This window comes from Rhodococcus sp. AW25M09 (assembly GCF_000333955.1).
Lineage (GTDB): Bacteria > Actinomycetota > Actinomycetes > Mycobacteriales > Mycobacteriaceae > Rhodococcoides.
On record NZ_CAPS01000072.1, the window covers coordinates 1 to 23861 of the forward strand.

Here is a 23861-nt window from a genome sequence, read left to right on the forward strand (position 1 = left end):
TGGTCGTTCCGCGGGCTCCACTCCTGCCTTACCGGTCGTTCCGCGGGCTCCACTCCTGCTCCCGATGGTCATTCCGCGGGCTCCACTCCTGCCGCGCGGCTTCTCTCGCCGTTCGACACCACTCCTCCCACGAACCCGCAGAGCGCGCGGGGCTGCAGTAGCCACTACTCGTGCGGACGATGCGAACCCCATCGGTGCGCAGCCAGGAGGCGATGAGCCCCACCTCCTCGGGCGGCGCGCCCCGAAGCGGCGTCGTATCGGGTATGACCGTCTCGGCGGATGCGGTGATGGCGTCGACGACGGGCATCGGGTGCACACCACGCGGGGCGACCGCAGCTCCGGCGAGGCGACCGAAACGCACCACGATCAACTCCCACCCACCGTCTGCCGTGCGCCGTGCCGCGACGAGTTCGGCGATGGCGGCCACCGCCGCCGCTCGATGCATTCTGCGTAGCGCATCGACGGTGATCGCGATTCGGTCTCGCAGCCGCGCCGCTGTCTCGTAGAGCTCTTTGTCTGCGAGCTCGGCGACGCGGCGGCGCATGGAATAGAGGATCGCGTCGTCCTGGCCGCACACGAGCGCGAGGAACTGCGTCGGTGCATCCGAGTACTCGTCTGCCGTCAGCGGCCCCGACAGGGAGGCTGGGCAGCCTCCGACATCGGTCGACGGGCAGTCGTCACCGTGCCGAACCGATCGGGCCAGACGTCGGGTGCACGTGCGCAGCCGACAGAACTCCGCCACGAGCGCGGAAGCCTCCGCTGCGTCACCTCGAACCGAGAACGGTCCGAGGCTGTTGGGTGTCGGCGTGCGCACGATCGACAAACGCGGGAACGCCTCGTCGGTGAGGGTGATCCACCACCCCTTCCTCGGAAACTTCGAGCGTCGGTTGTACGGCGGGATGTGTGCCGAGAGCAGGCGCAGCTCTCGGACACCTGCCTCGAGTGCGTGTGCACACTCGACGTGGTCGACGCGAGTGGCCAGCGCGACCATCTCTTTCATCCGGCCCCTGGTCTCCGAGCCGGTGAAGTAGTTGCGTACGCGGCGTTTGAGATTGTTGGAAGTGCCGACGTACAACACCTCGTCGGACGGGCCGCGGAACAGATAGACACCCGGAGTGCCGGGCAGGTGGGCGGCCAACCCCCGTTTCGCGCGCTGCCCCGCCGACACCGCCGGAAGATAGTCGACCAACTCGGCGTAGCTGTGGACTCCCTGATTGCCCACTCGTTCGATGAGGCCGTGCAGAACGTCGACGGTGGCGCGGGCGTCGTCGAGCGCGCGGTGTGTCGGCCGCGTGCCCGACCGGAACAGGGTGGACAGCGCCAAGAGCTTCACCGACGGCGCTTCGTCGCGCGTGAGAACCCGTCGAGCGAGCTTGACGGTGCACAACACCTGGAACCGGGGCCACGCTATGTCGAGGCGACTGGCGGCGGCCTTGAGAAACCCCGTGTCGAAGCCGGCGTTGTGGGCTACCAGCACCGAGCCTCGGGCGAATTCGAGGAAGCCGGGCAGCACTCGTTCGATCCGGGGCGCACCGATGAGCATCGCCGACGTGATGCCGGTGAGCTCGACGATGTACGGCGGAATCGATCGGCCCGGATCGACGAGCGTGGCGAATTCGCCGAGAATCTCGCCGCCTCGAACTTTGACCGCCCCGATTTCGGTGATGGCCTCGGTGTCGGCGCTGCCGCCGGTGGTCTCGAGGTCGACGACAACGAACGTGGTCTCGTGCAGCGGGGTGTCCAGTTCGTCGAACGTCAACTGGATGGGCAGGCTCACTCGGACGACGGTAGGGCCGACGTCCGACAAGAACGCTCAGCGCGGCCGCATCGGGAGCCGTGTCGCCTCTCGGGCAGTGACGTGTCACGAAACCTGTCGGTAGTGGACGCTACGTTTCGCCCGACCGGCCGATTAGGCCGCCGCAAACAGCAAAGAGATGAGGATCACAATGATCATCGATTGCAGTGACTGCATCGTCCGTGACATCGCCTGCGCGGACTGCGTCGTGACGGTCCTTCTGGGCGACCCTGGGATGCCGTCGAGTTCGGATGGTCGGTGGGTTCGAGCACCCTCTCGCATCACGCTCGAGCAGGAAGAACTCGGGGCGATGGGGGTGCTGGCCGATGTGGGTCTCGTGCCCCCGCTCAAGCTCGTGACGAACGAGGACGGCACCGCCCCCGGGGCGCTGTTACCGACTCGTGACACACCGGGGGATCAGCGCGCCGGTTAGCGAGAATCGATCCGAATTCGGCCGTTTCGGCGAGTTGGGGTCGACACGGGGGTATGCCATTTCGTAACCTTCCTGAGACCTTGCGGAGTCTCGCCAGTCCAAACCGGAGTGGCGTCGCAAGTCACCGCCTAATCGTTCACTCGCGAGAGTGTTCGTACCGGGAACCCGATATCTACTGGGGTGAATCCCGCTGAGCCACCCTGTGTGGCCGGTGGGTAGGGCTGCTCTTCCCAGCCCGAACCCGTCAGCTAACTCGGTCGGCGGACGATAGGAAGAAACGGAGCACCATCTTTCGTGGCGTCACAACTTTCCAACCGATCATTGCGGCGAGTTCTCGTAGCCGGAGCGCTCACGGCAGGCGTGGTCGTTCTTCCCGCTGCACCCGCTATGGCGGCCCCCCTCACCATTCCCGGCGTCGGAACCTTCGAGATTCCTGACATCCCGGGCCTCCCTCCCCTCAACCTTCCGAATGTGCCTGCGCCGGGTGCACCGTTGGCTCCGCAGGTCACGCCGGCAGCGAAGGCCGTTCAGGCCGCAGAGTCCAAGATCGGGTCTCCGTACGTGTACGGCGCTTCGGGTCCGGATTCGTTCGACTGCTCGGGTCTGATCCAGTGGGCCTACAAGCAGGCCGGCGTCAGCCTGCCCCGTACGAGCTACGACCAGGCAGCCGCGGGCACTCCGGTCTCGCGTGACAGCCTGATGCCCGGCGACGTCGTCTCGTTCTACGGCGGCTCGCACTCGGGCATGTACATCGGCGACGGCAATGTCGTGCACGCATCCACGTCCGGCGTCCCGGTCAAGGTTGCTCCGGTTGCCTCGATGCCGTACGACGGCGCTCGCCGTTACTGATCCGAGCAGCCGACGTTCGCTGTGACCGACCGACAGGGTCGAGCCGTCTACCGGCTCGACCCTGTCGGCGTATCCGGACATGCCATGCGACACGCCGGTGCGGTGGACAGCAGAGCGTTCGGTTCGTAATCTGATCGAGACCTGGTCGACGTTTATTTTGTGACCTGTCACCCAGAACCCCCGCCGATTTCGGACCGTGTTCACGTCCGCGCCCGTAAATGCAATGGGTATGGTTCGTTTTCGGAGTACTTTTCAAACCGTTGCCTCGGTCGAGGCGACAAATGTGAGGACGGAGAGTCGCTTTCCGTGGCGATATCGAGATCTACCCGTGTATGGCGGCTGGCTGGTAACTCTGTGGCGGCTGCCGCGTTGGCGGCATGCATCGCTGTGGTGCCGACGACGACAGCAGCAGCGCAACCGGGATTCGACTCCGCGTCCGACGCACAGGCTCAGCTTGCCGAGCTCTCCGAGGAGTCGGAACAGACCAACGAGGCAGTACACAACGCTCAGATCGATCTCGACGCCAAGAACCAACAGCAGACGGAAGCGCAGGCCGCCGTCGATCAGAGCCGCGCCGCGCTCGACGCAGCGCAGGCGCAGTTGGCCGAGCTCAAGCCGGCAATGGACAAAGTTGCCAACGTCAACTACCAGGGTGCGCGGACGAACCGACTCTTCGCGGTCATGGTCAGCGATTCTCCGCAGCAGTTGCTCGACCAGATGTCGGCCCTCGACGTGATCTCGGCCGATACCGCCGATCAGGTTGCCCGGTTCAAGCAGGTGAGCTCGGATGCCGCCTCCGCCGAGCAGGTCGCCGCGACGGCCGCCGATCAGGCACGTGTGGCTGCCGAGCAGGCCAAGGCGGTCAGCGATGACCTACAGGCCAAGCAGAGCGAACTTCAGGGACAGATCGCCGAGGTGATGGCTGCCTACAGTGCGCTGTCGTCCTCCGAGCAGCTCGCGCTTGCCGGATCATCCATGCCCGAGGGTTTCGATCCCACGACGATTTTGCAGAACCTGACGCCGGGATCGGGTGCCAGCGCGTTGGAGGCCGGCCTGACGCAGATCGGCAAGCCGTACGTCTGGGGCGGGACCGGCCCTGACGGCTTCGACTGCTCGGGATTGGTCGTGTGGGCGTACAAACAGGTGGGAAAGACGCTGCCGCGGTCCAGTCAGGCTCAGGCCCAAGGCGGAACCCCGGTCGATCAGAAGGATCTACAGCCGGGAGATGTGGTGCTGTTCTATCCGGACATCTCGCACGTCGGTATCTACGCCGGTGGGGGCAACGTGTTGCACGCGTCCACCTTCGGGGTCCCCGTCAAGGTGCAGTCGATGGCATCGTTCCCGTACTACGGGGCGCGTCGATACTGAGGTGAGCCGCCACGATCGGCGAATGCCTGTATGAGCCCCGGGTTCCGCATCCTGGTCGGATCGGCGCGGCTTCGGTGGACTGCGGTTGTTCTCGTCGCTGCCGTGACACTCTCGCTCGTCCTGTTCCATCGTCTCGACCGCACTGACGCTGCATCCGACGCACAGCCCAGCGAGGTCTCCCTCGGTCAGAACCCGCCCACCTACGATCAGCAGCGCCGCGCCGAGGTGACCGTCCTCCTCGACCAGTGGGCTCGCGCGGTTCGAGCCGGAGACGTGGATGCGGTGCGAGGCCTGATGGACCCGCGGGCCGATCCGAGTTTCGTGGAGGCCCAGGTGCGCCGGACAGCGGCGATGTCGGCCGTTCCGTTCTCCGACTTCGGGTACGAACTGGGCGACGAGCCCGAAACCCCGGTTCCGCCCTCGATCGCAGAGCCACTCGATGCCACCGATATCTGGGCACCCTCGGTGTACCTGAGCTACGCCGTCGCGGGGCCGGATGCGTCGCCGACGCGTCGACCGGTCTCGCTCGTCGTTGCCGAGAGAGACGGTCGATGGCGGCTGGTCGACGACGCGGACCTGGCCGCGTATCGACGTCACACCTGGCGTGGGCCGTGGGATTTCGGACCGGTGATCGTGCGCTCTGTGCCCACCGCCGCAGGTAACTCGGTGGTGGTGGGACATCCTGATCGTGAGCAGTTCGTCGTCGACCTGGCCGCCGAGCTCCCATCGGCAGTCGCTGCCGTCACCGAGTTCTGGGGAGACGACTGGGCGCGAGACGGGCTGGTGTTCGTCGCGTCCTCTGCCGAGGAGTTCGATGAATTGACCGGGTCCGACCCGTCGAGCGATGTCGCCGCGGTGACTGTGTCCGACGCGGCGGCCGGCGACGGCACACGTCCGACCGGTCAGAGGGTGGTGTTCGGTCCCGACGCCGCATCGCGGTTGACCCCGTTCACCGTTCGCTCGGTCCTGCGACACGAACTGACCCATGTGGCGGTGAGGGCGCGGACCGCGGACGGTACGGCGTTGTGGGTATCGGAGGGGTTCGCCGACTACTCGGGCTACCGCAATTCCGGTGCCGCCTTCGCGCAGCTGGCGCCTACTCTCGGCGCGATCGTGGCGTCTGGCGGGCCGCCGACGGTGCTGCCGAAGGACGAGGATTTCGGTGCCGGCGGTGCCCGGTCGAGTGTGGCCTACGAGTCCGCGTGGTCGGTGTTCGCGTTCGTGGCCGATCGATTCGGTGAGTCGAGGTTGCGCAGGCTCTACGAAGCGTTGGCGTCCGACGGCACCGTCGAAGTCGCTCTCGCGTCGGTGCTCGGGTTGGATCGTGACCGGTTCGTCGCCTCGTGGGGCGACTGGGTGGCCGCTCGGTCTCGATGACGCGGACCGCTACGGTTGACGCCATGCGTCGTACTCTGCTGGTGACGAACGACTTTCCCCCGCGACCGGGTGGTATCCAGTCGTATCTGCACAGCTTCGCCTCGCAGTTGCCTGCCGACGAGCTGGTGGTGTACGCGCCGCGGTGGCGCGGCGACTCACACCAGAAGTTCGATGCTCGGCAACCGTTCGAGGTGATCAGGCATCCGACGACGCTGATGTTGCCGACCCCGCTCGTCGCACGTCGGGCAGCTCGGATACTGAAGTCGCACGAGTGCGACTCGGTGTGGTTCGGTGCATCGGCACCGCTGGCGGTCATGTCGTCGTATCTGCGCAAGGCCGGAGCGGATCGCATCGTGGCGAGTACTCACGGGCACGAGGTCGGATGGTCGATGGTGCCGGGTGGACGCGCGACGCTGCGCACGATCGGCAAGAACACCGACGTGGTGACCTACGTCAGCAAGTACACCCGGGGGCGGTTCAGCTCGGCGTTCGGACCGACCGCCGCCCTCGAACATCTGCCGCCGGGGGTCGATACCGATCGCTTCGTTCCCGACGACGCCGCACGAGTCGAACTTCGTGCTCGCTACGGCCTCGGTGACCGGCCCACCGTGCTGTGCCTGTCGCGCTTGGTCCCTCGCAAGGGACAAGATTTCTTGATCCGCGCGCTCCCGGGGATTCGGCGGGCCGTCGACGGGGCCGTTCTGGTGATCGTCGGAGGTGGACCCTACGAGAAAACTCTGCGCGAGCTCGTCCGATCCACCGGAATGGAGCAGCACGTGGTGTTCACCGGCACTGTGCCGTCCGCGGAACTCGCCGCGCACCACACCATCGCCGACGTGTTCGCGATGCCGAGCCGCACCCGCGGTGCCGGTCTCGATGTCGAAGGACTCGGAATCGTCTATCTCGAAGCATCCTCCTGTGGTGTGCCCGTGGTTGCCGGAATGTCCGGGGGAGCGCCGGAAGCTGTGCAGCACAACAAGACCGGGCTGGTCGTCGACGGCACTTCGGTCTCGGACATCACCGACGCGATCGTGAGAATCCTGTCCGATCGCACGCTGGCCACGCAGATGGGCAACGCCGGCCGCGCGTGGGTGGACGCGGAATGGCGCTGGGACGTCCTGACCGAAAAGCTGCGTTCGTTGATCTAGGCGGTACGGCCTCTCACCGAGCGTAGATCGACTCGATCTCGTCGGCGTACGCCTCGGTGATGACGTTGCGCTTGAGTTTCATCGTGGGGGTCAGTTCGCCGCTGTCCTCCGAGAAGTCGTGCGGAAGCAACCGGTACTTCTTGATGGACTCCGCGTGCGAGACGGACTTGTTCGCGTCGGCGATTGCAGCATCGATCTCGGCCACGAGATCGGGATCCTTCTGCAGATCCGCAGGGGTGGCGTCGGCGGACTTGCCGTGGTCGGACTTCCACCGATCGAACGCATCCGGGTCGAGGGTGATGAGCGCCCCGATGAAGGGCTTCTGATCGCCCACGACGACGGCCTGACTGATCAGAGCGTGGGCACGAAGGCTGTCTTCCAAACCGGCGGGTGAGACGTTCTTGCCGCCGGCCGTGACGATCAGTTCCTTCTTGCGGCCCGAGATCGTGATGAAACCGTCCTCGTCGACAGAGCCGAGATCTCCGGTGCGGAACCAACCGTCGTCCAGTGACTCTGCGGTCGCGTCCTCGTTGCGCCAATAGCCGTCGAAGACCACAGGACCGCGAAGTTGGATCTCGCCGTCTTCGGCGATTCGTACGGTGTTACCGGGCAGTGGACGCCCGACGCTGCCGACGCGTTGGGATCCGATGGTGTTGACAGCGAATGCCGCTGTGGTTTCGGTGAGGCCGTAGCCCTCGTAGATCGGCACGCCGATACCCCGATAGAAGTGGCCGAGCCGGCTACCGAGGGGCGCGCCACCGGAGATGGCGAGTTCGCATCTGCCGCCGAGCGCGGCTCGCAGCTTGTCGTACACCAGCTTGTCGAACACGGTGTGTTTGGCGCGCAACACGATTCCGGGTCCGCCGGTGTCCTGTGCCTCGCTCCACGACACTGCACATTCGGTGGCGAGATCGAAGATCTTGCCCTTTCCGTCGGAGTGCGCTTTCTGCTTGGCGGTGTTGAATACCTTCTCGAACACTCGCGGCACCGAGAGAATGAAGTCCGGTTGGAAGGTTCCGAACGTGGACACCAGGTTGGGGATGTCGTTGGTGTGGCCGAGGGTGACTCCGGCGTCGAACGACGCGATACTCACTGCGCGGGCGAGGACGTGGGCCAGAGGAAGGAACATCAAGGTGCTTCGGCCCTGCGTCATGAGGGACTTCAGTGACGTCTCACGGATGCCGAGCGACTCGGCGAGCAGATTGGCGTGGGTCAGCTGGACGCCCTTGGGGCGACCGGTGGTGCCCGAGGTGTAGATCAATGTTGCCGGGTCGGACGAGCCGAGAGCCGAAACCCGTTGATGCACCTGCTCTTCGGGGATATCGGAGCCTTCGCCTGTCAGAGCCTGCACGGCGTCGGTACCGGACGAGTTCTCGATCACGAACGTCTGGCGCACGGTTGGCGAGGCCGCCACAACGGCCTTCGTCTCCTGCAGCTGTGCGTCGTTCTCGAGAACGAGTAGGACCGGCGCGGCGTCTTCGAGAATCCACTCCACCTGCCCCGCCGAGGACGTTTCGTAGATCGGCACCGTTACGCCACCGGCGGCCCAGATCGCGTAATCGACGACCGACCATTCGAATCGGGTGGACGACATCAGTCCGACCCGATCACCCTGTTCGATGCCTGCTGCGATCAGGCCCTGCGCCACGCCCACGACCAGACGCTCGAACTCGGCGGCGGTGACGTCGGTCCAGCGTCCGTCCACCAGGCGTCGGAACACCACTGCATCCGGCGAGGTGCGGGCACGGGCGAAGACAGTATCGACAGCCGAGTCGGTGTCCTCGATGGCGTATTTTGCGGCGACGGTGAACTCGCGCACGGGATTACCTCCGGATAAAAGGGGAGAGCGAAAGTCGACAGCTCGGCTTCACGGTTACTCTAGACCCGGCGCGTGGACATCGAAACGCGCCTCGACGCGCGCGGTCGGCGACCCGATATGTGAAGCTCTGTCGATGAGCAGTATTCAAGTTGCGGATCAGACATTCGTGGCCGCCCCCGGCGAACGGGTGGCGCAGGCGTTCGCCTCGCCCGAGCGGTGGCGCCGTTGGTGGCCGGACCTGAACCTGACGATCACCGAGGACCGGGGTGCGAAGGGGATCCGCTGGGCCGTGCGCGGCGGTGTCGTCGGAACGATGGAGCTGTGGCTCGAGCCCGCGCTCGACGGTGTGATCGTGCATTACTTCCTGCACGCCGAGTTCGCCGGCTCCGGTGGGGTCGCGGCGCAGCAGCACACTCGCCGGGTGGCAGGACGAGCGATGACGTTCCAGCTCAAACGAGAGCTGGAGGCCGGGCGGTCTGCTGGTGAGGTACCCAGCCACGTAGCGTCGAGTTCAACCGGTGAATGAACCGCGCGGTACGGTCGGCCGGTTCACATTGTGCGTCGGCGGATCGATCATGTGAGATGGGTCTGCTGTCGATTGCACGGCACAGCGAACGAATCGATCGATGTACCCGAGAGGAAGCGGACGAGAAGTCATGGCGGAGAAAACCCAGAGGTCGATCGTCGTCGACGCCCCACCCAGCGCGGTCATGGATGTCATCGCCGATTTCGACGCGTACCCCGAGTGGGTGTCGGCCGCGAAGTCCGTCGAGGTCCTGGAAGTAGGAGCGAGCGGGCGCGGAAAGCGCGTGAAGTTCGTGTTGGACGCAGGCATGGTGAAGGACACCTACGAGCTCGAGTACGACTGGGCGGCCGACGGTAATTCGGTGTCGTGGAATCTCGTCTCGGGTGAAATGCAGAAGTCGCAGAACGGCTCGTATTCCCTGCGCGAGAGCGGTGGTGGCACCGATGTGACGTACGAGCTCACCGTGGACCTGAACATTCCGATGATAGGTCTGTTCAAGCGCAAGGCCGAGAAGGTCATCACCGACACCGCCCTCAAGGAATTGAAGAAGCGGGTCGAAGGCTGAGCGAAGCTCGCACCGAAGCCCGCACCACTGTGTTGCTGTTCCTCGGCAACGGTGGTGCGGGCAAGACCACGCTGGCGGCTGCAACGGGGTTGCGGCTCGCCCGAGCCGGCCAGCGGGTGCTGATCGCTTCCGTCGACCAGGCGCATTCGCTCGTCGACGCGTTCTCGGGCACGGTCGACGGCGATGCCGCGTCGGGGGAGCCGTCCGGAATCCGGCCGATCGCGCCGGGCCTCGACATCGTCGAGATCGATACGTTCACGCTGCTCGAAGAGCGGTACCGGGGGCTGGGTTCGTTGATGGCGATGGCGTCCGCGGGCCACGAGCACGGGGTGAGTTTCGGGGCGATCGAACCGGAGGAGCTGCTCGGTTTTCCGGGAATCGAAGAATTGCTGGGAATGCACGAGATCTGTCGCCTGGCCGACGAGGATCGTTGGGACACAGTCGTGGTGGACCTGCCCGCATCCGCCGACGCCCTCCGCACACTGCAGCTGCCCGACACCGTCGCTGCATACGTCGAGCGGATCTGGCCGCACCACGACCGGATGGTCGCCGGCACCGGTTCCGACGTGCGGCTGACCCTCGTGGTGGCGATGATCGAGCGTGTTCTCGCGCAGATCGAGTCGGTGCGATCCCTGATCGCCGATTCTGCGCGTACCGGCGCAACCGTGGTCGTCACCGCCGAACAACTGTCGATCGCCGACGCCGAACGAACGCTGTCTGCCGCTGCGCTGCTCGGGATCAGAATCGATCGGGTTCTCGTCAACAAGGTTCTGCCGGCGCTGAACTCGTCGTCGATCGGTCTGGTCGGCGCTCATCCGGCCGTGTTCTGGTTCGAAAGATGGCGGGCGGCGCAGCTCGACGCCATCGCCGAGCTGCGCCGAAGGGTCACAACGGTACCGATAGTGGAGGTGGAGCACTCCCACGGTGAACCGGTAGGGTTGGGACCCTTGCAGGACGTAGCCGATCGCCTGGAGCGGAGCTCCCTCGAACTGCTCGCGCCGAACTCACTCGAACGGCGCGCGTCGGGCTGGGGCGAGCAGCCCTCCGTGGTGCTCGAATCGGGGCTCGGACTGGAATCCGTGTACGCGATGAGAATGCTGCTGCCGGTAGTGGATTCGACGACCTTGGGCTTGGGGCGAGTGGAGGACGACTTGATAGTCAGTGCCGACGGGAGGCGACGGCGCATCAGGTTGGCGTCGGTGCTGCGTCGGTGCGTGGCCGAATCCGCCGAACTGGACGGACCGTGCCTGGTGGTGCGTTTTCGGCCGAACCCCGACCTGTGGCCGCTGTGATCCCGGCGACCCCGACAACGACGCGATCCGGGGTGCTGCAATGACCTCGGACCATTCCGAGCTGGGTGCAGACCTGCTCGCCCTGGCCGAGACCGTACTGACTCGGCTCGAGCCCATCCTTCGTGGCGTCTCCGAGACACAGCAGGATCGTGATCAGCAGGGTTGTAGCTGGTGCCCGGTCTGTGCACTCGCGGCACTGGTGCGCGGCGAACGCCACGATCTCGTCGAGCTGGTGGCCACCGAGGGCGCTGTGGTGATCGCGCTGCTGCGTCAGTTTCTCGCCGATCACACGAGCACCGGCACGTCGCACTCGGATACTTCGCACTCAGGTACTTCGCACGCCGCGACTTCGCACTCAGGTACTTCGCACGCCGGGTCGAGCGCACCGCCGTCCGGATCCACCGATTCCACCCATTCCACCGGCACCGGCCGCGAGCCGGCCGACGCGTCGATGGACACGAAACTCTCGGGCGATCGCCAGTCGGTCTTCGTTCCGATTACCGTTCGAGTGAACGATTCGCGCACGGACGAGCAGAATCGTCCGTGACCGATGCACAGACTCCGGCCGATCTCGTACCGGGGATGCCCGAGGAAAGTAAGGACCGATGAAGCGGCACCACCAGCGACTGACCGTCGGCATCGACGTGGGCGGTACTAGCTTGCGCGCGTCCGTCGTCGACGCCGACGGTCAAGTGCTCGACTCGACTGCCGCTCCCACTCCGCACACCGCTCGTGCGCTCGAACGTGGGCTCGACCGGGCCGTGCAGGAGCTGGCCGGTCGACATGACATCGCAGCCGTCGGTCTCGCCGTCGCAGGATTCATCGATTCCGATCGCACCACCGTTCGATTCGCTCCGCATCTTCCGTGGGTGGACACCGCGGTCGCAACCGAGATGAGTGCGCGTGTCGGGTTGCCGGTGTTGCTCGAGCACGACGCCAACTCGGCGGCGTGGGCCGAATATCGCTTCGGTGCCGCCTCCGGTGGCCGCAACGTGGTGATGGTGGCCATCGGCACCGGGATCGGTGCAGCGCTCCTGATCGACGGCAAGATCTACCGCGGCAGCCACGGCGTGGCACCGGAACTGGGTCACATCCAAGTCGTGCCGGACGGCCGGGCATGTCCCTGCGGCAAGCGCGGCTGTTGGGAGCGGTATTGCAGTGGCACCGCTCTGGTGGACACTGCGGTCGAGTTCCTCGCCGCGGACCCATCGTCCTCGACCACTCTGGCCCGCGAGGTGTTTCTCGATCCCGGTTCGTTGACCGGTCGTCGAATCGCCAGTGCCGCGCACGACGGTGACCCGATCGCCCGCCGCACGATGGAGGATTTCGCGCAGTGGCTCGGAGTCGGATTGTCCATGGTCAGCGACGTCTACGATCCTGATCTGATCGTCTTGGCCGGGGGAGTGGCCACCTCGTCGAGTCAGTTCCTCGCCCGCGCGACCGATAAGTACGCGGAGCTCGTGACCGGTGCCGGCCATCGGCCGTTGGCTCGTATTCGCAGTACCCAACTCGGCGAGGCAGCGGGCATGATCGGGGCTGCGGAGCTGGCACGGGCGCAGTTCGTCACCGGCGTGCGCTGACCGTGTTCGGGCCGCAGCATGTGAGCATCGTCCCGGTGTGGCCGGTGGTGTGGCTGGTGTCATAAACCGTGGGTACAGTTCACTACGCGGCGCGGTCCGAGGACGTACGCCGCGTCGGTTCTCTCCCGAGCGAATCGGCACCAACGATTTCCCGACCATAATCAGGGAGCACGTCAATGTGGTACTGGCTGTTCAAATTCGTCATCGTCGGGCCCCTGCTGATCGCCCTCGGTCGGCCCACGATCGAGGGCGCGGAGAATATTCCGACGAGCGGTCCGGTCATTCTGGCCAGCAACCACAAAGCCGTTCTCGATTCCTTCTACCTCCCACTCAAGACACCTCGCCGCATCACCTTCCTGGCCAAGAGTGAGTACTTCACCGGCTCCGGGCTCAAGGGTGCGTTCCAGAAGTGGTTCTTCACCGCGGTGGGGCAGGTGCCGATCGATCGCACCGGAGCCGACGCCGCACAGGACGCCCTCAACGCCGGAGCGCGCGTGATCGAAGCGGGCAAGGTGCTCGGCATCTACCCCGAGGGCACCCGATCACCCGATGCCCGGTTGTACAAGGGCAAGACCGGAATGGCGCGTCTGGCGCTGCAGACCGGAGTTCAGGTCGTACCGGTTGCGATGATCGGTACCGAGAAGATGAATCCGATCGGTTCGCGCATGTGGCGGCCGGCCAAGGTGACCATTCGCGTCGGGAAACCGATCGATTTCTCACGTTTCGAGGGGATGGCCGGCAATCGATTCGTCGAGCGGGCTGTCACCGACGAAGTGATGTACGACCTGATGTTGCTGTCCGGTCAGGAGTACGTGGACGTGTATGCCGCATCCCTGAAGAAGACTGCACCGGTTGCAGATTCGACTCCGGCGGTGCCGCGCATCCCCGACTCCAAAGCCAGCTGAATTCACCCGCATGACGCCGGGATCAGTGAATCGCGGCCGGGCTTCTTGCTCCCTCGGTACGGCCGGCGAGGTCGATCGCGGCGAGGGCAACGATCGACGCCAGGGCCCACCACACGTAGGCGGAGGCTGCGAACTGGTCGATCAGTGGCCAACCGAGACCGCTCGATCGGCCTTCGCTGAGCTTCCAGTGCGGCGGATAGACCATCAGTACGAGTCCGACGGCAACCAGACCCAGCAGTAGCGCGCTGCGTCGGCGGTAACCGAGGACAGCAAGCACGACGGTGAACGGCACCGCCCACACCCAGTGATGCGACCAGGAGACCGGCGACACCAGCAGTCCCAACATGGCATTGAGCGTGAGGGCAAGCGCAATCTCATCGGCCGCGAACGCCTTTCGCATCGCCACCGCCGCGATGATCAGCACCACCACCGACAGTGCGAGCCACAGGATCGACCGGGGTAGCTCGTCCATGCCCAGACGTGCGAGCACGCCGGTGATCGACTGGTTCGGCGGATAGGCCGGGCCACCGATGCGATCGGAGTCGACGATGGTCTCGGTCCAGTACTTCACCGAGTCCGACCACGTCAGCGCGAAGCCGATCGCAGTGAACACTGCAAAACTGAGGACCGACATCACAGCGGCACGAAAATCTTTGCGCAGCAGAAAGAACAACACGAACACGGCGGGAGTGAGCTTGACGGCGGCCACGAGACCGATCAGCACACCTCGGGGCCACGGCGTCTTCTTCGGCAGGCAGTCGAGGGCAACGAAGGTCATCAGCACGATGTTGATCTGGCCGTAGTTCAGTGTCGAGGTGACCGGCTCGAGCACCAGCACGGACACCGCGAACACTGCACCGGCCGACCACCACACCACGGTGCGAGGCCGCACCCCGAGCGAGGTGAGTGTCGCTACGACTGTCACCAGCAGCAGGATCATCGACAGCGCTGTGACTGTGATCGACGCGTCGTACAGCGACACCGACGACAACGGGCTGAACAAGGCAGCGGCGATCGGGGGATAGGTGAACGGCAACGTGGTTCCGGTGGCGATCGGTGGCAGCTGCCCGTAGAGATCCCCGCCCTCGGCGAACACCTGACCGCCCAGTCGATACACATCCAGATCGAGTCGATAGTGCTCGCCCAGGGCGCGTAGGCCCGGAAAACCGTTGAGATGGAACAGGACGCCCACGGCCGCAGCAGCGACCACCAGGATCCTGCTCGACGCGACGACCCAACTCGGCCATCGGCGTGGCGTCGGCCGAGCCTGGTCCGATGCCTCGGCGATCGGACGGTTGGTGTCGGGCGAAGTCACAACGTTGCCTTTCAGGGCTGTTCGGGATCGGTGGACCGGTACGTGGAGGACGCGTCGGCACACCCGCTAGGGTGAGCCGCGTGCGCTACTTCTACGACACAGAGTTCATCGAGGATGGTCGCACAATCGAGTTGGTCTCGATCGGCGTGGTATCGGAGGACGGTCGCGAGTTCTATGCGGTCTCCTCCGAGTTCGATCCCGAGCGAGCGGGTCGCTGGGTTCGGCGCAACGTGTTGCCCAAGCTGCCACCGTACTCGTCGCCGCTCTGGATGAGTCGGTCTCGAATCCGTGACGAACTGCTCGAGTTCCTGGTCCCGCACTACGGTGCCGAGGTCGAACTGTGGGCGTGGGTGGCTGCGTACGACCACGTAGCGCTCTGCCAGCTGTGGGGCTCGATGACCGAGCTGCCACGCTCTCTGCCGCGATTCACCCGTGAGTTGCGGCAGCACTGGGAGGACCGGGGCAGTCCCGAGCTGCCCTCGGTGCCGGACGACGCTCACGACGCGCTCGCCGATGCTCGGCACAATCTGGCCAAGTTCCAGGCGATAGAGGAGTTTTCGTATCGCGGGTGAACACCCGTTGTCCTGAGGCGACCGCGGTACGAATATCCTGTAGCGGTGAACTGGACTGTCGACGTACCCATCGATCGCTTGCCCGACCTGCCACCGTTGTCGCCGACGCTGCGCACTCGATTGGACGATGCGTTGGCCAAGCCCGCTGCGCAGCAGCCGCAGTGGGATCCCGACCATGCAGCCGAGATGCGCAAGGTGCTCGAGAGCGTTCCCCCCATCACCGTGGCCGGTGAAGTGGAGGCGTTGTCGGACAAGCTCGCCGCCGTCGCGCGCGGCGAGGCATTCCTGCTTCAGGGCGGCGACTGCGCCGAGACGTTCGTCGACAACACCGAGCCACACATCAAGGGCAATATCCGCACCCTGCTGCAGATGGCGGTGGTGCTGACGTACGGCGCGAGCATGCCGGTGGTCAAGGTGGCTCGCATCGCCGGGCAGTACGCCAAGCCGCGATCGTCCAACACCGATGCGCTGGGTCTGCAGTCGTACCGCGGCGACATGGTCAACTCGCTGGTGGCGGACGACAGCGTCCGGGGCCACGATCCGTCGCGCCTGGTGCGCGCGTACGCCAACGCGAGCGCGGCGATGAACTTGGTTCGCGCATTGACCGGTGCGGGGATGGCAGATCTGCACAAGGTGCACGACTGGAACCGCGAGTTCGTCGCGCAATCGCCCGCCGGAGCGCGCTACGAGGCACTCGCGGGGGAGATCGACCGAGGCCTCCGGTTCATGGATGCCTGCGGCGTCACCGACCCCAATCTGCACACCGCGCAAATCTTCGCCAGCCACGAAGCGCTCGTCCTCGACTACGAGCGCGCGATGCTGCGCCTGGACAACACCGACGACCACCCCAAGCTGTACGACCTGTCTGCGCACTTCTTGTGGATCGGCGACCGCACCCGCCAGCTCGACGGAGCACACATCGCGCTGGCCGAGCTGATCTCGAACCCGATCGGCCTCAAGATCGGACCCACGACCACACCCGAGATGGCTGTCGAATACGTCGAGCGCCTCGACCCGACCAACAAGCCGGGACGCCTGACACTGATCTCACGGATGGGCAACGGCAAGGTACGCGACATCCTGCCCGGCATCATCGAGAAGGTGCAGGCCACCGGCCATCAGGTCATCTGGCAGTGCGATCCGATGCACGGCAATACCCACGAAGCGTCGACCGGATACAAGACGCGGCACTTCGACCGCATCGTCGACGAGGTGCAGGGCTTCTTCGAGGTGCACAACGGTCTCGGTACGCATCCGGGTGGAATTCACGTCGAGCTGACCGGCGACGACGTCACCGAGTGCCTCGGCGGTGCCCAGGACATCTCGGATCTCGACCTCGCCGGCCGCTACGAGACAGCCTGCGACCCGCGGCTGAACACGCAGCAGAGCATCGAGCTGGCCTTCCTCGTGGCCGAGATGCTCCGCGACTGATCAGGGGAGCGAGACGACCTTGACCTCGGAGCCCGGTTTCACGCGAGAACCGGCTCCGGGGCTCTGGCCGATCACCAGTGACCCGTCCGTGTCGACCACCTGGCGGACGTCGATCGTCAGGCCCAGCGTTTCGAGAGTCGTTCGAGCGGACCCCACCGAACGTCCGAGTAGCGACGGCACGGTGACGGCGTTGGATACCTCCAGGACGGCCGTCGTTCCGGATTTCACGGTCTTCCCGGCCTCGGGCGAGGTTCCGATCGCTGTGCCGCCGTCGGTGCCCTTGTCGAATGTCTCCCGAACCTCGCCGACGGTGATGCCCACCGATTCGAGCGTCGTTCTGGCCTGATCGATGCTCTGCCCGCTCACGTCGGGCATCTCGACCGGCGGTGCTCCCTTGCTGCGCAGCACCGACACCGTGGCACCGGTGGACAACACCGTGCCCGGCGGTGGGTCCAATGCTGCGACCCCGCCTATCGGTGCGGTGGTACTGAATGCCTCTCCGCCGTCCACCGGCGTGAACGTTCTGTCCCGCAGTTGCTGTTCCACATCGGCGACGGATGCAGTCGCGTCGATGGAGGGGACACTCGGGCTACCCAGCGACACCAGGAGAAACACTGTGTGACCCTTGGCGATTCGTGATCCGCCGGTGGGATCGGTGCCGATGAGAAGGTCGTTGTCCACCGAGTCGGAGTAGGTACCGCGCACCGCGGCCTCGAGTCCGGCGGCTTCGACGGCACTGGTGGCACCGGTGGTATCGAGTCCGTCGACCATCGGGACGGCGGTGTAGCGGCCGGACCCCATCCACCAGCCGCCGAAGCCGACCAGTACGGCGAGTAGGGCGACTACGAGGAGCCAGATGACGATCGCTCGACGTGAGCGATGTCGATCGGACTCGAAGTCCGGAAATCGGTAGTGCCCTCGCTCGGACGGTGGTGGTCCGGCGGGCGGTGCGTCCGAATGCTCCTCGCCGTACTCGACGCCTCGGGATGTCGGCGACGTGACTGCCCTGGTGTGCTGCACCCCATCTTGCGGCGGCGGGGAATCCTGGACGACCTGAGTGCGAGCGGACTGTGGGCGATCACCGGCGACCGTCGTCGGGGCTCCCGCCCCCAGTGACGTCAGATGTTCGGCCGAACGCTTGGGCGCTGGCACTCGGTAATCGGGTAGTGCCAGCGCCGCCGCCGCGCCGCGTAGTGCGCGAGCCATGTCGTCGGCGTTGCGGTACCGGTGTTCTGGGGCCCGGACGGTGGCGCGCTCGACCACTTCGTCGAATTGCGGGGGTACACCCGCAATGACAGTGGAGGGGAGCGGTACGTCGTTGTCGATGCGCTGATAGGCGATGGACAGTGAGGTGTCGCCGGTGAAAGGGGTCCGGCCGGTCAGCAACTCGAACAGCACGACGCCGACGCCGTAGACGTCACTGCTCGCGGACGCCGAGCCGGTGGTGACCTGCTCCGGAGACAAGTACGCCGCGGTGCCCAAGATCACACTGCTCGAGGTGACGGTGGACGCCGCGATGGCTCGGACCAGTCCGAAGTCGGCGATCTTGACATCACCGTCGTCGCTGATCAGGATGTTCTCGGGTTTGATGTCGCGGTGTACCAAGCCGGCTCGGTGGGCCACTGCGAGAGCCTCGAGGACCGGCCGGACGACGGCGACCGCGGCGTGCGGGGGCATCGGGCCACGCTCGCGCAGAAGCTCCCGCAGAGTGCCGCCTTCCACGAGTTCCATGACGAGGAAAGCGTGTTCGCCGTCTCGCCCGTGGTCGTAGACAGCGACGAGCCCCGGATGGCTGAGCCTGGCCACAGCCCGCGCTTCGAACTCGAATCGCTGGACGAACTGGGGGTCTTCGGCGAACTTCGGATCCATGATCTTGACCGCGACGGGGCGGTCGAGTCTGGTGTCGAGTCCGCGGTAGACCGTCGACATACCGCCTCGTGCGATCGGTGCGTCTATTCGATATCGACGATCGAGCATCGAACCCGGTATCACCGAACCTCCTCTCGTCGTCCACTCGCGCGCCCGCTTTTCACCGGACGTCTGACGATGATCGTATCGGTGCCGCCGACGATGCTCGGCGATCGTGGTTCGTGTGTTCGGTCTCCGGGAGCCGTGGGCCCGGTCGAACAGCTTTTGAAGTCTGGGCGCCGGACCCGTTAACGTTACCTGCGTGAGTGCCATTCCCTATGCCGACGACGTGCTCGATCCGTCGGTGTCTCTGCTGCAGTTCGCCGATGTCGCGAAGATCCTCGACGTTCCCAAGACCCGCGTCGAACAGCTCGTTCGTGACCGCCAGTTGCTGGCTCTGAAGCGCTCGCGGGTGCCCGGCGTACCCGAACAGTTCTTCGACACGACGAAGGGCGAGATCGTCAAGGGTCTACCTGGTTTGTTGGCCGTACTTCACGACGGCGGCTACGAGGACGAGGAAATCCTGCGGTGGCTGTTCGCCGAGGACGAGAGCTTGCCGGGTGCGCCCGTCGCCGCATTGCACGGTGACCTGATGCGTGAAGTGATCAGACGCGCACAGGCGATGGCCTTCTAACGAACGGTTGCGCGCTTGAAGCCGGTGACGGCGAACTGCGGAAGCGCGATACGGGCTCGAGTCCACTGCGGCACCGTGGCCCGCTGAGACAGAACGCGGTATCCCTGCGACTCCACCTCGTCCAGGATCCGGCCGTACAGAATCGATGCTGTGCGCATGGACGGACGCACTCGCGGATCCAACATGTCTATGCCGGCGTCGGACGTGCGGTAGATCGACCGGGTGACGGCGATCAAGTGCGCCAGGGCTCGGGTGACCCTGGCATCGACACTGCCGGTGTTGCGGCACCACAGCAGTAGCTCTTCGTCGACCCCGAAGGCTTCGAGTTCGTCGGTGGGGAGATAGATCCGGTCGCGATCGAGGTCCTCACCCATGTCTCGGATGAAGTTCGTCAGCTGGAACGCCTCACCCAGGGCTGCGGCGGGAGGCTCGGCTTCGGACCGCTCGACGACGGTTCCCAGGATCGGCAACATCTGCAGTCCGATGACCGCAGCAGAGCCGTACATGTACTCGCGAAGTTGCTCCATCGTCCGATAGCGGGAGACGAACACATCGCCTCCGGGAATGTCCATACGCATCGAGTGCATGAACGCGAAGAAGTAGTCGTGTGGAATCTCGTACCGCAGGGCGGTGTCGCACAGGGCGCTCAATACTTGATCGGACACGCTCTCGGACAACGGTTTTCCCGCCAAAGCGTCGCGCACTCTCGATTCGATCACGTCGAGTTCGACGATGCGTCGAGCGTTGAGCTCGTCCGATCCGACGGCGATGTCGGATCCTTCGAGGTCGACTATGTCATCGACCATTCGGGCGAAGCCGTACAGCGCGTGCACGGCCGCGCGCTTGTCGGTGGGGAGCAACCGGGTGGCGAGGAAGTAGGTCTTCCCGTGCTGGGCGTTGAGGTCGCGACAGATGCGGTACGCCTCGTGCAGCGCCGGGTCGATGTTGTCCAGTTCTTTCATCGCGTGGCTCTCATGACGTGGACTCGTCTTCGGTCGGTGCGGATGTCTTGGGAGCGTTCGGCACGGCACGGTGTTCCCTGGATCGGTCCGACCGTAAACGCAAGGGATCGACTCGCGTCAACGCGAGGGCGGCCACGACGGCAGCGAAGACGGCCAACGCCACGTGCACGAAGGTGTACAGACCGATCGAGCCGTCGGGTTGGAAGACGAGCATGAGCCACGTCGACAGGCCCGTCAGAACCATCAGCGTGGTTCGCGACAGTGCGAACCCGGCCGCGATCGCCAGCGGCCAGGAGTAGTACCAGGGCAAGGCGGCGGGGGAGAGAACGACGGTGGCGACGAGGGCGATCAAGATGCCCTTCACTGCGTCTCGCTCGGATCGTCTGCCCAGCCACCAGGCTGCGGCGAGAACTCCGACCAGCGCTATGGCGCACAGCAGACGTGTCACGTCGAGAACCGGTCCGAGGCGCAGATCGAGGAACCAGGAGGTACTCACGGTCACCAGGTGCGCGAGAATCGTGGGGAGCGAAAGCCAGTTGATGATCTTGGCCGATCCCGAGAGCGCTGTCAGCCACCCGATCCCCACTCCAGCGACCACGGATGCGACGGCGAACACCGCAACGAAGACGGCGGCTCCGATTCCTGCGGTCTTCGTGAACGCCAGGAGCGGTGGCGTCGGCTTGCGGCCTTCGGCGCTGGCCTTGTCGCGCAGGTGCAGCATCCAGATCCACACCAGGAAGGGCAGTGCCAGACCGGCTGTCGCCTTGATCGCCACCGCTATCGCCACCAGCGCGATACCGGACACGTGACGATGTTCGAGCGCCAACACGATGCCCGCAGTCATCAGTCCGACCATGAGCAGCTCGTTGTGCACCCCGCCGATCAGGTGGATCAGCACCAAGGGGTTGAGGACGGCGAGCCAGACTGCAGTGGTCGCGCGGCCGCCGAGGTGCTGGGCCAGACGCGGAACCGCCCACATCATCAGCGCCAGACCGGGCAACATGGTCACACGCAGCAACATGGTGCCGGTGATGACATTGTCGCCCGTCACGCTGGTGATGCCGCGCCCGAGCAATAGGAACAGCGGGCCGTACGGTGCCGTGGTGGTGGTCCAGACGTTGCTGACGTTGTCGAGTAGGACTCCGGGATTGGCGACGGGGCCAACGGCATACGGATCGAAACCGTCGCGCAGCAGGGCACCTTGAGCCAGGTAGGAATAGGCGTCGCGGCTGAACATCGGTACCGACAGCAGCAGCGGAGCCGTCCACGCCGGAACGATCCAGCGCAGTTCGCCGACGGTGGTGCGGCCGTGCAGGGTCGCGCGCCCGAGCCGAACCCAGGCGGTGATCATCAGCAGCACGCCGACCCAGACGATGACGGTCGACAAGACGAATCCGTGACCGAATCGCAGCCAGGAGAGGTGCATCTCCTCGAGCAACGGATCTCGTCGGCGCACGCTTCCAGCGCCGAAGCCGCCGAACATGATGCAGATGGCACCGACGACACCGAGAATTGCGGCTTTTCCCTCGGGACTGCGCAGGAAGTTCCCGGTGGTGGTCAGCCTCGACGGCCGTCGAGCAGCAGCGGAATCGGGGCCGTCCGGGGAGCGATCCGCAGAGGTGGAGTGCGACGAAATCGAAGACATTGCCGCCTGCTCCTCCTCTGCAACGAGTTGTGGATCCGAGATGTACACGTCAGCCGTTGTGTTCTCGCCGTTCACCGAACGATCATGGTCGCAGCAATGAGCGCGACCGGCAAACGATCGCGCTCAGCTTAGTTGGTCGGCGCAGTGAATCGAACGAACCTACCGCCCGCGACGTCCTGTCACCCGTTCGGCGGCGAGCTTTCCCGATACCAGAACGGTGGGAACGCCCACGCCGGGAGTCGTGCCCGAGCCGGCGAGAACCACGTTGTCGAGTCCGGAGACCATGTTCTTGCGTCGGAACGGCCCGGTCTGACGGAAGACGTGCGCGGACGAGAACGGTGAACCCTCGATCATGCCTTTCCGCGCCCATGTCTCGGGAGTGTCGATGTGATCGAGCACGAAGCTGTCGAGCAGGCCCTTGTAGCCGCGGCCCTCCAAAGTGGTGAGGATCTCGCGCAGGTACGGCTGCGCCAGCTCGCCCCAGGGCAGCGGAGCGCTGTCGAGGTTGGGGCACGGTGCCAAAATCGATACCGGTTCACTGCGGACACCGCCGCGGATCACTTCGAGATTCGGATCGCTCACCGACGGCCGCGTGATCAGCAACGACGGGTCGGCCATCAACGATCCTTTGCCCGTCTTCGCGGTGATCCGACGGAAAGTCTCGGCCCATTCGTCACCGAAGTCGATGGTGTGGTGCGCACGAGCAGGCCACAGTGTCGTGTGTTCGACGGGAACGGTGCCGTGCGCGACGACCGCCGATGGCGAGACAACGCCGTAGCCGTTTCCTCGGCCCTTCTTCGACACCGATGCCCGGTCGAGGAGTCGATCGACGACGGGCAGATCTGCGGTGAGCACAAGTGCGTCGCACGCGATTCGACGGCCCGTTGTGGTCAGCACGGAGTCTGCGCGGCCGCGGTCGACGGTGATGTCGACGACCTCGGTTCCGAGCTCGAGCGTTCCACCCGCCGCGACGAACGCATCGGCCATCGCTTTGGCGATTGTGGCCATGCCTCCCTCGGGGAAGAACACCCCGAGGGAGGTGTCCATGTGTGCGATGGCCCCGTACACCGCGAGAGCCTTCTGCGGTGCCATGCCCGCGTAGAGCGCCTGAAACGTGAAGACCCGACGCAGTCGTGTGTCCTTCAGGAAGCGATCGACACGCGGTCCGAGTCGACCGAAACCGCCGAGCTTCGCCAGCGTGGCGGTGTCGCGGATCGCGGCCTTCGATCCCACGAGATCGAGCGGGGAATCGAAGTTCGAATCGATGTACCGATCGAACTCGGCATCGAATATGTCGGCGAGCCAACGGCGAAGTTCGCGATACCCCTGCGCCTCGGTGGGCCCACAGGTCCGTTCGACCTCGGCTGTCATCGCCTCGGGGTCGGAATAGACGTCGATCGACGTACCGTCGGCGTATCGCGTGTGATAGGACGGCGCGAGCGTCGTGAGCCGAATCGGCGGTGACGTCGACTCGAAGTCGGCACCCACGGCAGCGAGTGCCTCGAGCACCAGGTTCGGCATCGTCAATACGCTGGCACCGTTGTCGATGTCGTACAGGTGCGAACCGTCGGTGTCGGTCACCGGATACACCCCGACCCGGCCACCCACGGTCTCGTCTCGCTCGACGAGGATCACTTTCTTGCCTGCTCCCACCAGATGCAGACCGGCGGCCAATCCGGCCAATCCGGCTCCCACCACCACGACCGTGTCGGTGGGGCCGGTGACCGCGCGCATAGA

General features: G+C 65.3%; 21 protein-coding genes and 1 riboswitch. Of the genes, 14 read left to right on the forward strand and 7 right to left on the reverse strand.

Annotated elements, in window-relative coordinates:
• Nucleotides 1–28: 28 nt before the first annotated feature.
• The gene (locus RHODMAR_RS14260; protein WP_008715705.1) at nt 29–1777 is read right to left on the reverse strand and encodes a DEDD exonuclease domain-containing protein; all 1749 of its coding nucleotides are present in this window, start codon (nt 1775–1777) and stop codon (nt 29–31) included.
• Between the two features lie 157 nt (nt 1778–1934).
• On the opposite strand from RHODMAR_RS14260, the gene RHODMAR_RS14265 reads away from it, so the two are divergent.
• The 5 genes from RHODMAR_RS14265 (at nt 1935) to RHODMAR_RS14285 (ending at nt 6970) form a co-directional block, all read left to right on the forward strand.
• Nucleotides 1935–2228 (forward strand): hypothetical protein, encoded by a 294-nt coding sequence (locus RHODMAR_RS14265; RefSeq protein WP_442970054.1) that lies wholly within the window; start codon nt 1935–1937, stop codon nt 2226–2228.
• Between the two features lie 115 nt (nt 2229–2343).
• Nucleotides 2344–2506: riboswitch (cyclic di-AMP (ydaO/yuaA leader) on the forward strand.
• Nucleotides 2507–2522: 16 nt separating this feature from the next.
• Nucleotides 2523–3077, forward strand: a complete 555-nt coding sequence (locus RHODMAR_RS14270) for a C40 family peptidase (protein ID WP_042939256.1) — start codon at nt 2523–2525, stop codon at nt 3075–3077.
• Nucleotides 3078–3431: 354 nt separating this feature from the next.
• Entirely contained in the window at nt 3432–4445 is a 1014-nt protein-coding gene (locus RHODMAR_RS14275) for an NlpC/P60 family protein (protein WP_008715708.1), read from the forward strand.
• 30 nt (nt 4446–4475) lie between these two features.
• Nucleotides 4476–5822: a peptidase MA family metallohydrolase gene (locus RHODMAR_RS14280; RefSeq protein WP_008715709.1), complete on the forward strand. Its 1347-nt coding sequence runs from the start codon at nt 4476–4478 to the stop codon at nt 5820–5822.
• Between the two features lie 23 nt (nt 5823–5845).
• On the forward strand, nt 5846–6970 hold the full coding sequence (locus RHODMAR_RS14285) for a glycosyltransferase family 4 protein (protein ID WP_008715710.1): 1125 nt from the start codon (nt 5846–5848) through the stop codon (nt 6968–6970).
• A gap of 13 nt (nt 6971–6983) precedes the next feature.
• Here the strand turns inward: RHODMAR_RS14285 and RHODMAR_RS14290 are convergent, their stop codons facing one another.
• Entirely contained in the window at nt 6984–8789 is a 1806-nt protein-coding gene (locus RHODMAR_RS14290; RefSeq protein ID WP_008715711.1) for an AMP-dependent synthetase/ligase, read from the reverse strand.
• A 133-nt stretch (nt 8790–8922) separates the two neighbouring features.
• Between RHODMAR_RS14290 and RHODMAR_RS14295 the strand changes: the two genes are divergently transcribed.
• The 6 genes from RHODMAR_RS14295 to RHODMAR_RS14320 all read left to right on the forward strand — a co-directional run bounded on the left by RHODMAR_RS14295 (nt 8923) and on the right by RHODMAR_RS14320 (nt 13657).
• Nucleotides 8923–9315 (forward strand): hypothetical protein, encoded by a 393-nt coding sequence (locus RHODMAR_RS14295; RefSeq protein ID WP_008715712.1) that lies wholly within the window; start codon nt 8923–8925, stop codon nt 9313–9315.
• A 130-nt stretch (nt 9316–9445) separates the two neighbouring features.
• Nucleotides 9446–9880 carry an SRPBCC family protein gene (locus tag RHODMAR_RS14300; protein ID WP_008715713.1) on the forward strand — a complete coding sequence of 145 codons (435 nt, stop codon included), beginning with the start codon at nt 9446–9448 and terminating at the stop codon, nt 9878–9880.
• A 29-nt stretch (nt 9881–9909) separates the two neighbouring features.
• On the forward strand, nt 9910–11172 hold the full coding sequence (locus tag RHODMAR_RS14305) for an ArsA family ATPase (RefSeq protein ID WP_008715714.1): 1263 nt from the start codon (nt 9910–9912) through the stop codon (nt 11170–11172).
• 40 nt (nt 11173–11212) lie between these two features.
• Nucleotides 11213–11719: a hypothetical protein gene (locus tag RHODMAR_RS14310; RefSeq protein ID WP_008715715.1), complete on the forward strand. Its 507-nt coding sequence runs from the start codon at nt 11213–11215 to the stop codon at nt 11717–11719.
• Between the two features lie 58 nt (nt 11720–11777).
• Complete coding sequence (locus RHODMAR_RS14315) at nt 11778–12752, forward strand: ROK family protein (RefSeq protein WP_008715716.1); 975 nt, start codon at nt 11778–11780, stop codon at nt 12750–12752.
• A 176-nt stretch (nt 12753–12928) separates the two neighbouring features.
• Nucleotides 12929–13657 carry a lysophospholipid acyltransferase family protein gene (locus tag RHODMAR_RS14320; RefSeq protein ID WP_008715717.1) on the forward strand — a complete coding sequence of 243 codons (729 nt, stop codon included), beginning with the start codon at nt 12929–12931 and terminating at the stop codon, nt 13655–13657.
• 22 nt (nt 13658–13679) lie between these two features.
• On the opposite strand, the gene RHODMAR_RS14325 is transcribed toward RHODMAR_RS14320, so the two are convergent.
• Nucleotides 13680–14972 carry a glycosyltransferase 87 family protein gene (locus tag RHODMAR_RS14325; RefSeq protein WP_042939259.1) on the reverse strand — a complete coding sequence of 431 codons (1293 nt, stop codon included), beginning with the start codon at nt 14970–14972 and terminating at the stop codon, nt 13680–13682.
• Nucleotides 14973–15052: 80 nt separating this feature from the next.
• Between RHODMAR_RS14325 and RHODMAR_RS14330 the strand changes: the two genes are divergently transcribed.
• Nucleotides 15053–15544 carry a polyadenylate-specific 3'-exoribonuclease AS gene (locus tag RHODMAR_RS14330; RefSeq protein ID WP_008715719.1) on the forward strand — a complete coding sequence of 164 codons (492 nt, stop codon included), beginning with the start codon at nt 15053–15055 and terminating at the stop codon, nt 15542–15544.
• A gap of 45 nt (nt 15545–15589) precedes the next feature.
• Nucleotides 15590–16975: a class II 3-deoxy-7-phosphoheptulonate synthase gene (locus RHODMAR_RS14335; RefSeq protein ID WP_008715720.1), complete on the forward strand. Its 1386-nt coding sequence runs from the start codon at nt 15590–15592 to the stop codon at nt 16973–16975.
• Here the strand turns inward: RHODMAR_RS14335 and pknB are convergent, their stop codons facing one another.
• Nucleotides 16976–18952: a Stk1 family PASTA domain-containing Ser/Thr kinase gene (gene pknB / locus RHODMAR_RS14340; protein ID WP_051048030.1), complete on the reverse strand. Its 1977-nt coding sequence runs from the start codon at nt 18950–18952 to the stop codon at nt 16976–16978. It abuts the gene before it with no gap.
• A gap of 193 nt (nt 18953–19145) precedes the next feature.
• Here pknB and RHODMAR_RS14345 point away from each other — a divergent pair, with 193 nt between their 5' ends.
• The gene (locus RHODMAR_RS14345; RefSeq protein ID WP_008715723.1) at nt 19146–19517 is read left to right on the forward strand and encodes an Rv2175c family DNA-binding protein; all 372 of its coding nucleotides are present in this window, start codon (nt 19146–19148) and stop codon (nt 19515–19517) included.
• Here RHODMAR_RS14345 and RHODMAR_RS14350 read toward each other — a convergent pair.
• The 3 genes from RHODMAR_RS14350 to crtI all read right to left on the reverse strand — a co-directional run bounded on the left by RHODMAR_RS14350 (nt 19514) and on the right by crtI (nt 23858).
• Nucleotides 19514–20479 (reverse strand): phytoene/squalene synthase family protein, encoded by a 966-nt coding sequence (locus tag RHODMAR_RS14350; RefSeq protein ID WP_008715725.1) that lies wholly within the window; start codon nt 20477–20479, stop codon nt 19514–19516. The two genes, RHODMAR_RS14345 and RHODMAR_RS14350, sit on opposite strands and share 4 nt — an antisense overlap.
• Before the next feature lie 10 nt (nt 20480–20489).
• Nucleotides 20490–22124: an alpha-(1->6)-mannopyranosyltransferase A gene (locus tag RHODMAR_RS14355; RefSeq protein WP_008715726.1), complete on the reverse strand. Its 1635-nt coding sequence runs from the start codon at nt 22122–22124 to the stop codon at nt 20490–20492.
• A gap of 159 nt (nt 22125–22283) precedes the next feature.
• Complete coding sequence (gene crtI / locus RHODMAR_RS14360) at nt 22284–23858, reverse strand: phytoene desaturase family protein (RefSeq protein ID WP_042939261.1); 1575 nt, start codon at nt 23856–23858, stop codon at nt 22284–22286.
• Between the last annotated feature and the right edge of the window lie 3 nt (nt 23859–23861).

Bases quoted from the DNA above. Each gene is read 5' to 3' on its own strand.
- RHODMAR_RS14355 (WP_008715726.1), bottom strand. From the start codon at position 22,124: ATGTCTTCGATTTCGTCGCACTCCACCTCTGCGGATCGCTCCCCGGAC.
- RHODMAR_RS14295 (WP_008715712.1), top strand. From the start codon at position 8,923: ATGAGCAGTATTCAAGTTGCGGATCAGACATTCGTGGCCGCCCCCGGC.
- RHODMAR_RS14280 (WP_008715709.1), top strand. From the start codon at position 4,476: ATGAGCCCCGGGTTCCGCATCCTGGTCGGATCGGCGCGGCTTCGGTGG.
- RHODMAR_RS14300 (WP_008715713.1), top strand. From the start codon at position 9,446: ATGGCGGAGAAAACCCAGAGGTCGATCGTCGTCGACGCCCCACCCAGC.
- RHODMAR_RS14310 (WP_008715715.1), top strand. From the start codon at position 11,213: ATGACCTCGGACCATTCCGAGCTGGGTGCAGACCTGCTCGCCCTGGCC.
- crtI (WP_042939261.1), bottom strand. From the start codon at position 23,858: ATGCGCGCGGTCACCGGCCCCACCGACACGGTCGTGGTGGTGGGAGCC.
- RHODMAR_RS14285 (WP_008715710.1), top strand. From the start codon at position 5,846: ATGCGTCGTACTCTGCTGGTGACGAACGACTTTCCCCCGCGACCGGGT.
- RHODMAR_RS14315 (WP_008715716.1), top strand. From the start codon at position 11,778: ATGAAGCGGCACCACCAGCGACTGACCGTCGGCATCGACGTGGGCGGT.
- pknB (WP_051048030.1), bottom strand. From the start codon at position 18,952: ATGCTCGATCGTCGATATCGAATAGACGCACCGATCGCACGAGGCGGT.
- RHODMAR_RS14350 (WP_008715725.1), bottom strand. From the start codon at position 20,479: ATGAAAGAACTGGACAACATCGACCCGGCGCTGCACGAGGCGTACCGC.
- RHODMAR_RS14265 (WP_442970054.1), top strand. From the start codon at position 1,935: ATGAGGATCACAATGATCATCGATTGCAGTGACTGCATCGTCCGTGAC.
- RHODMAR_RS14320 (WP_008715717.1), top strand. From the start codon at position 12,929: ATGTGGTACTGGCTGTTCAAATTCGTCATCGTCGGGCCCCTGCTGATC.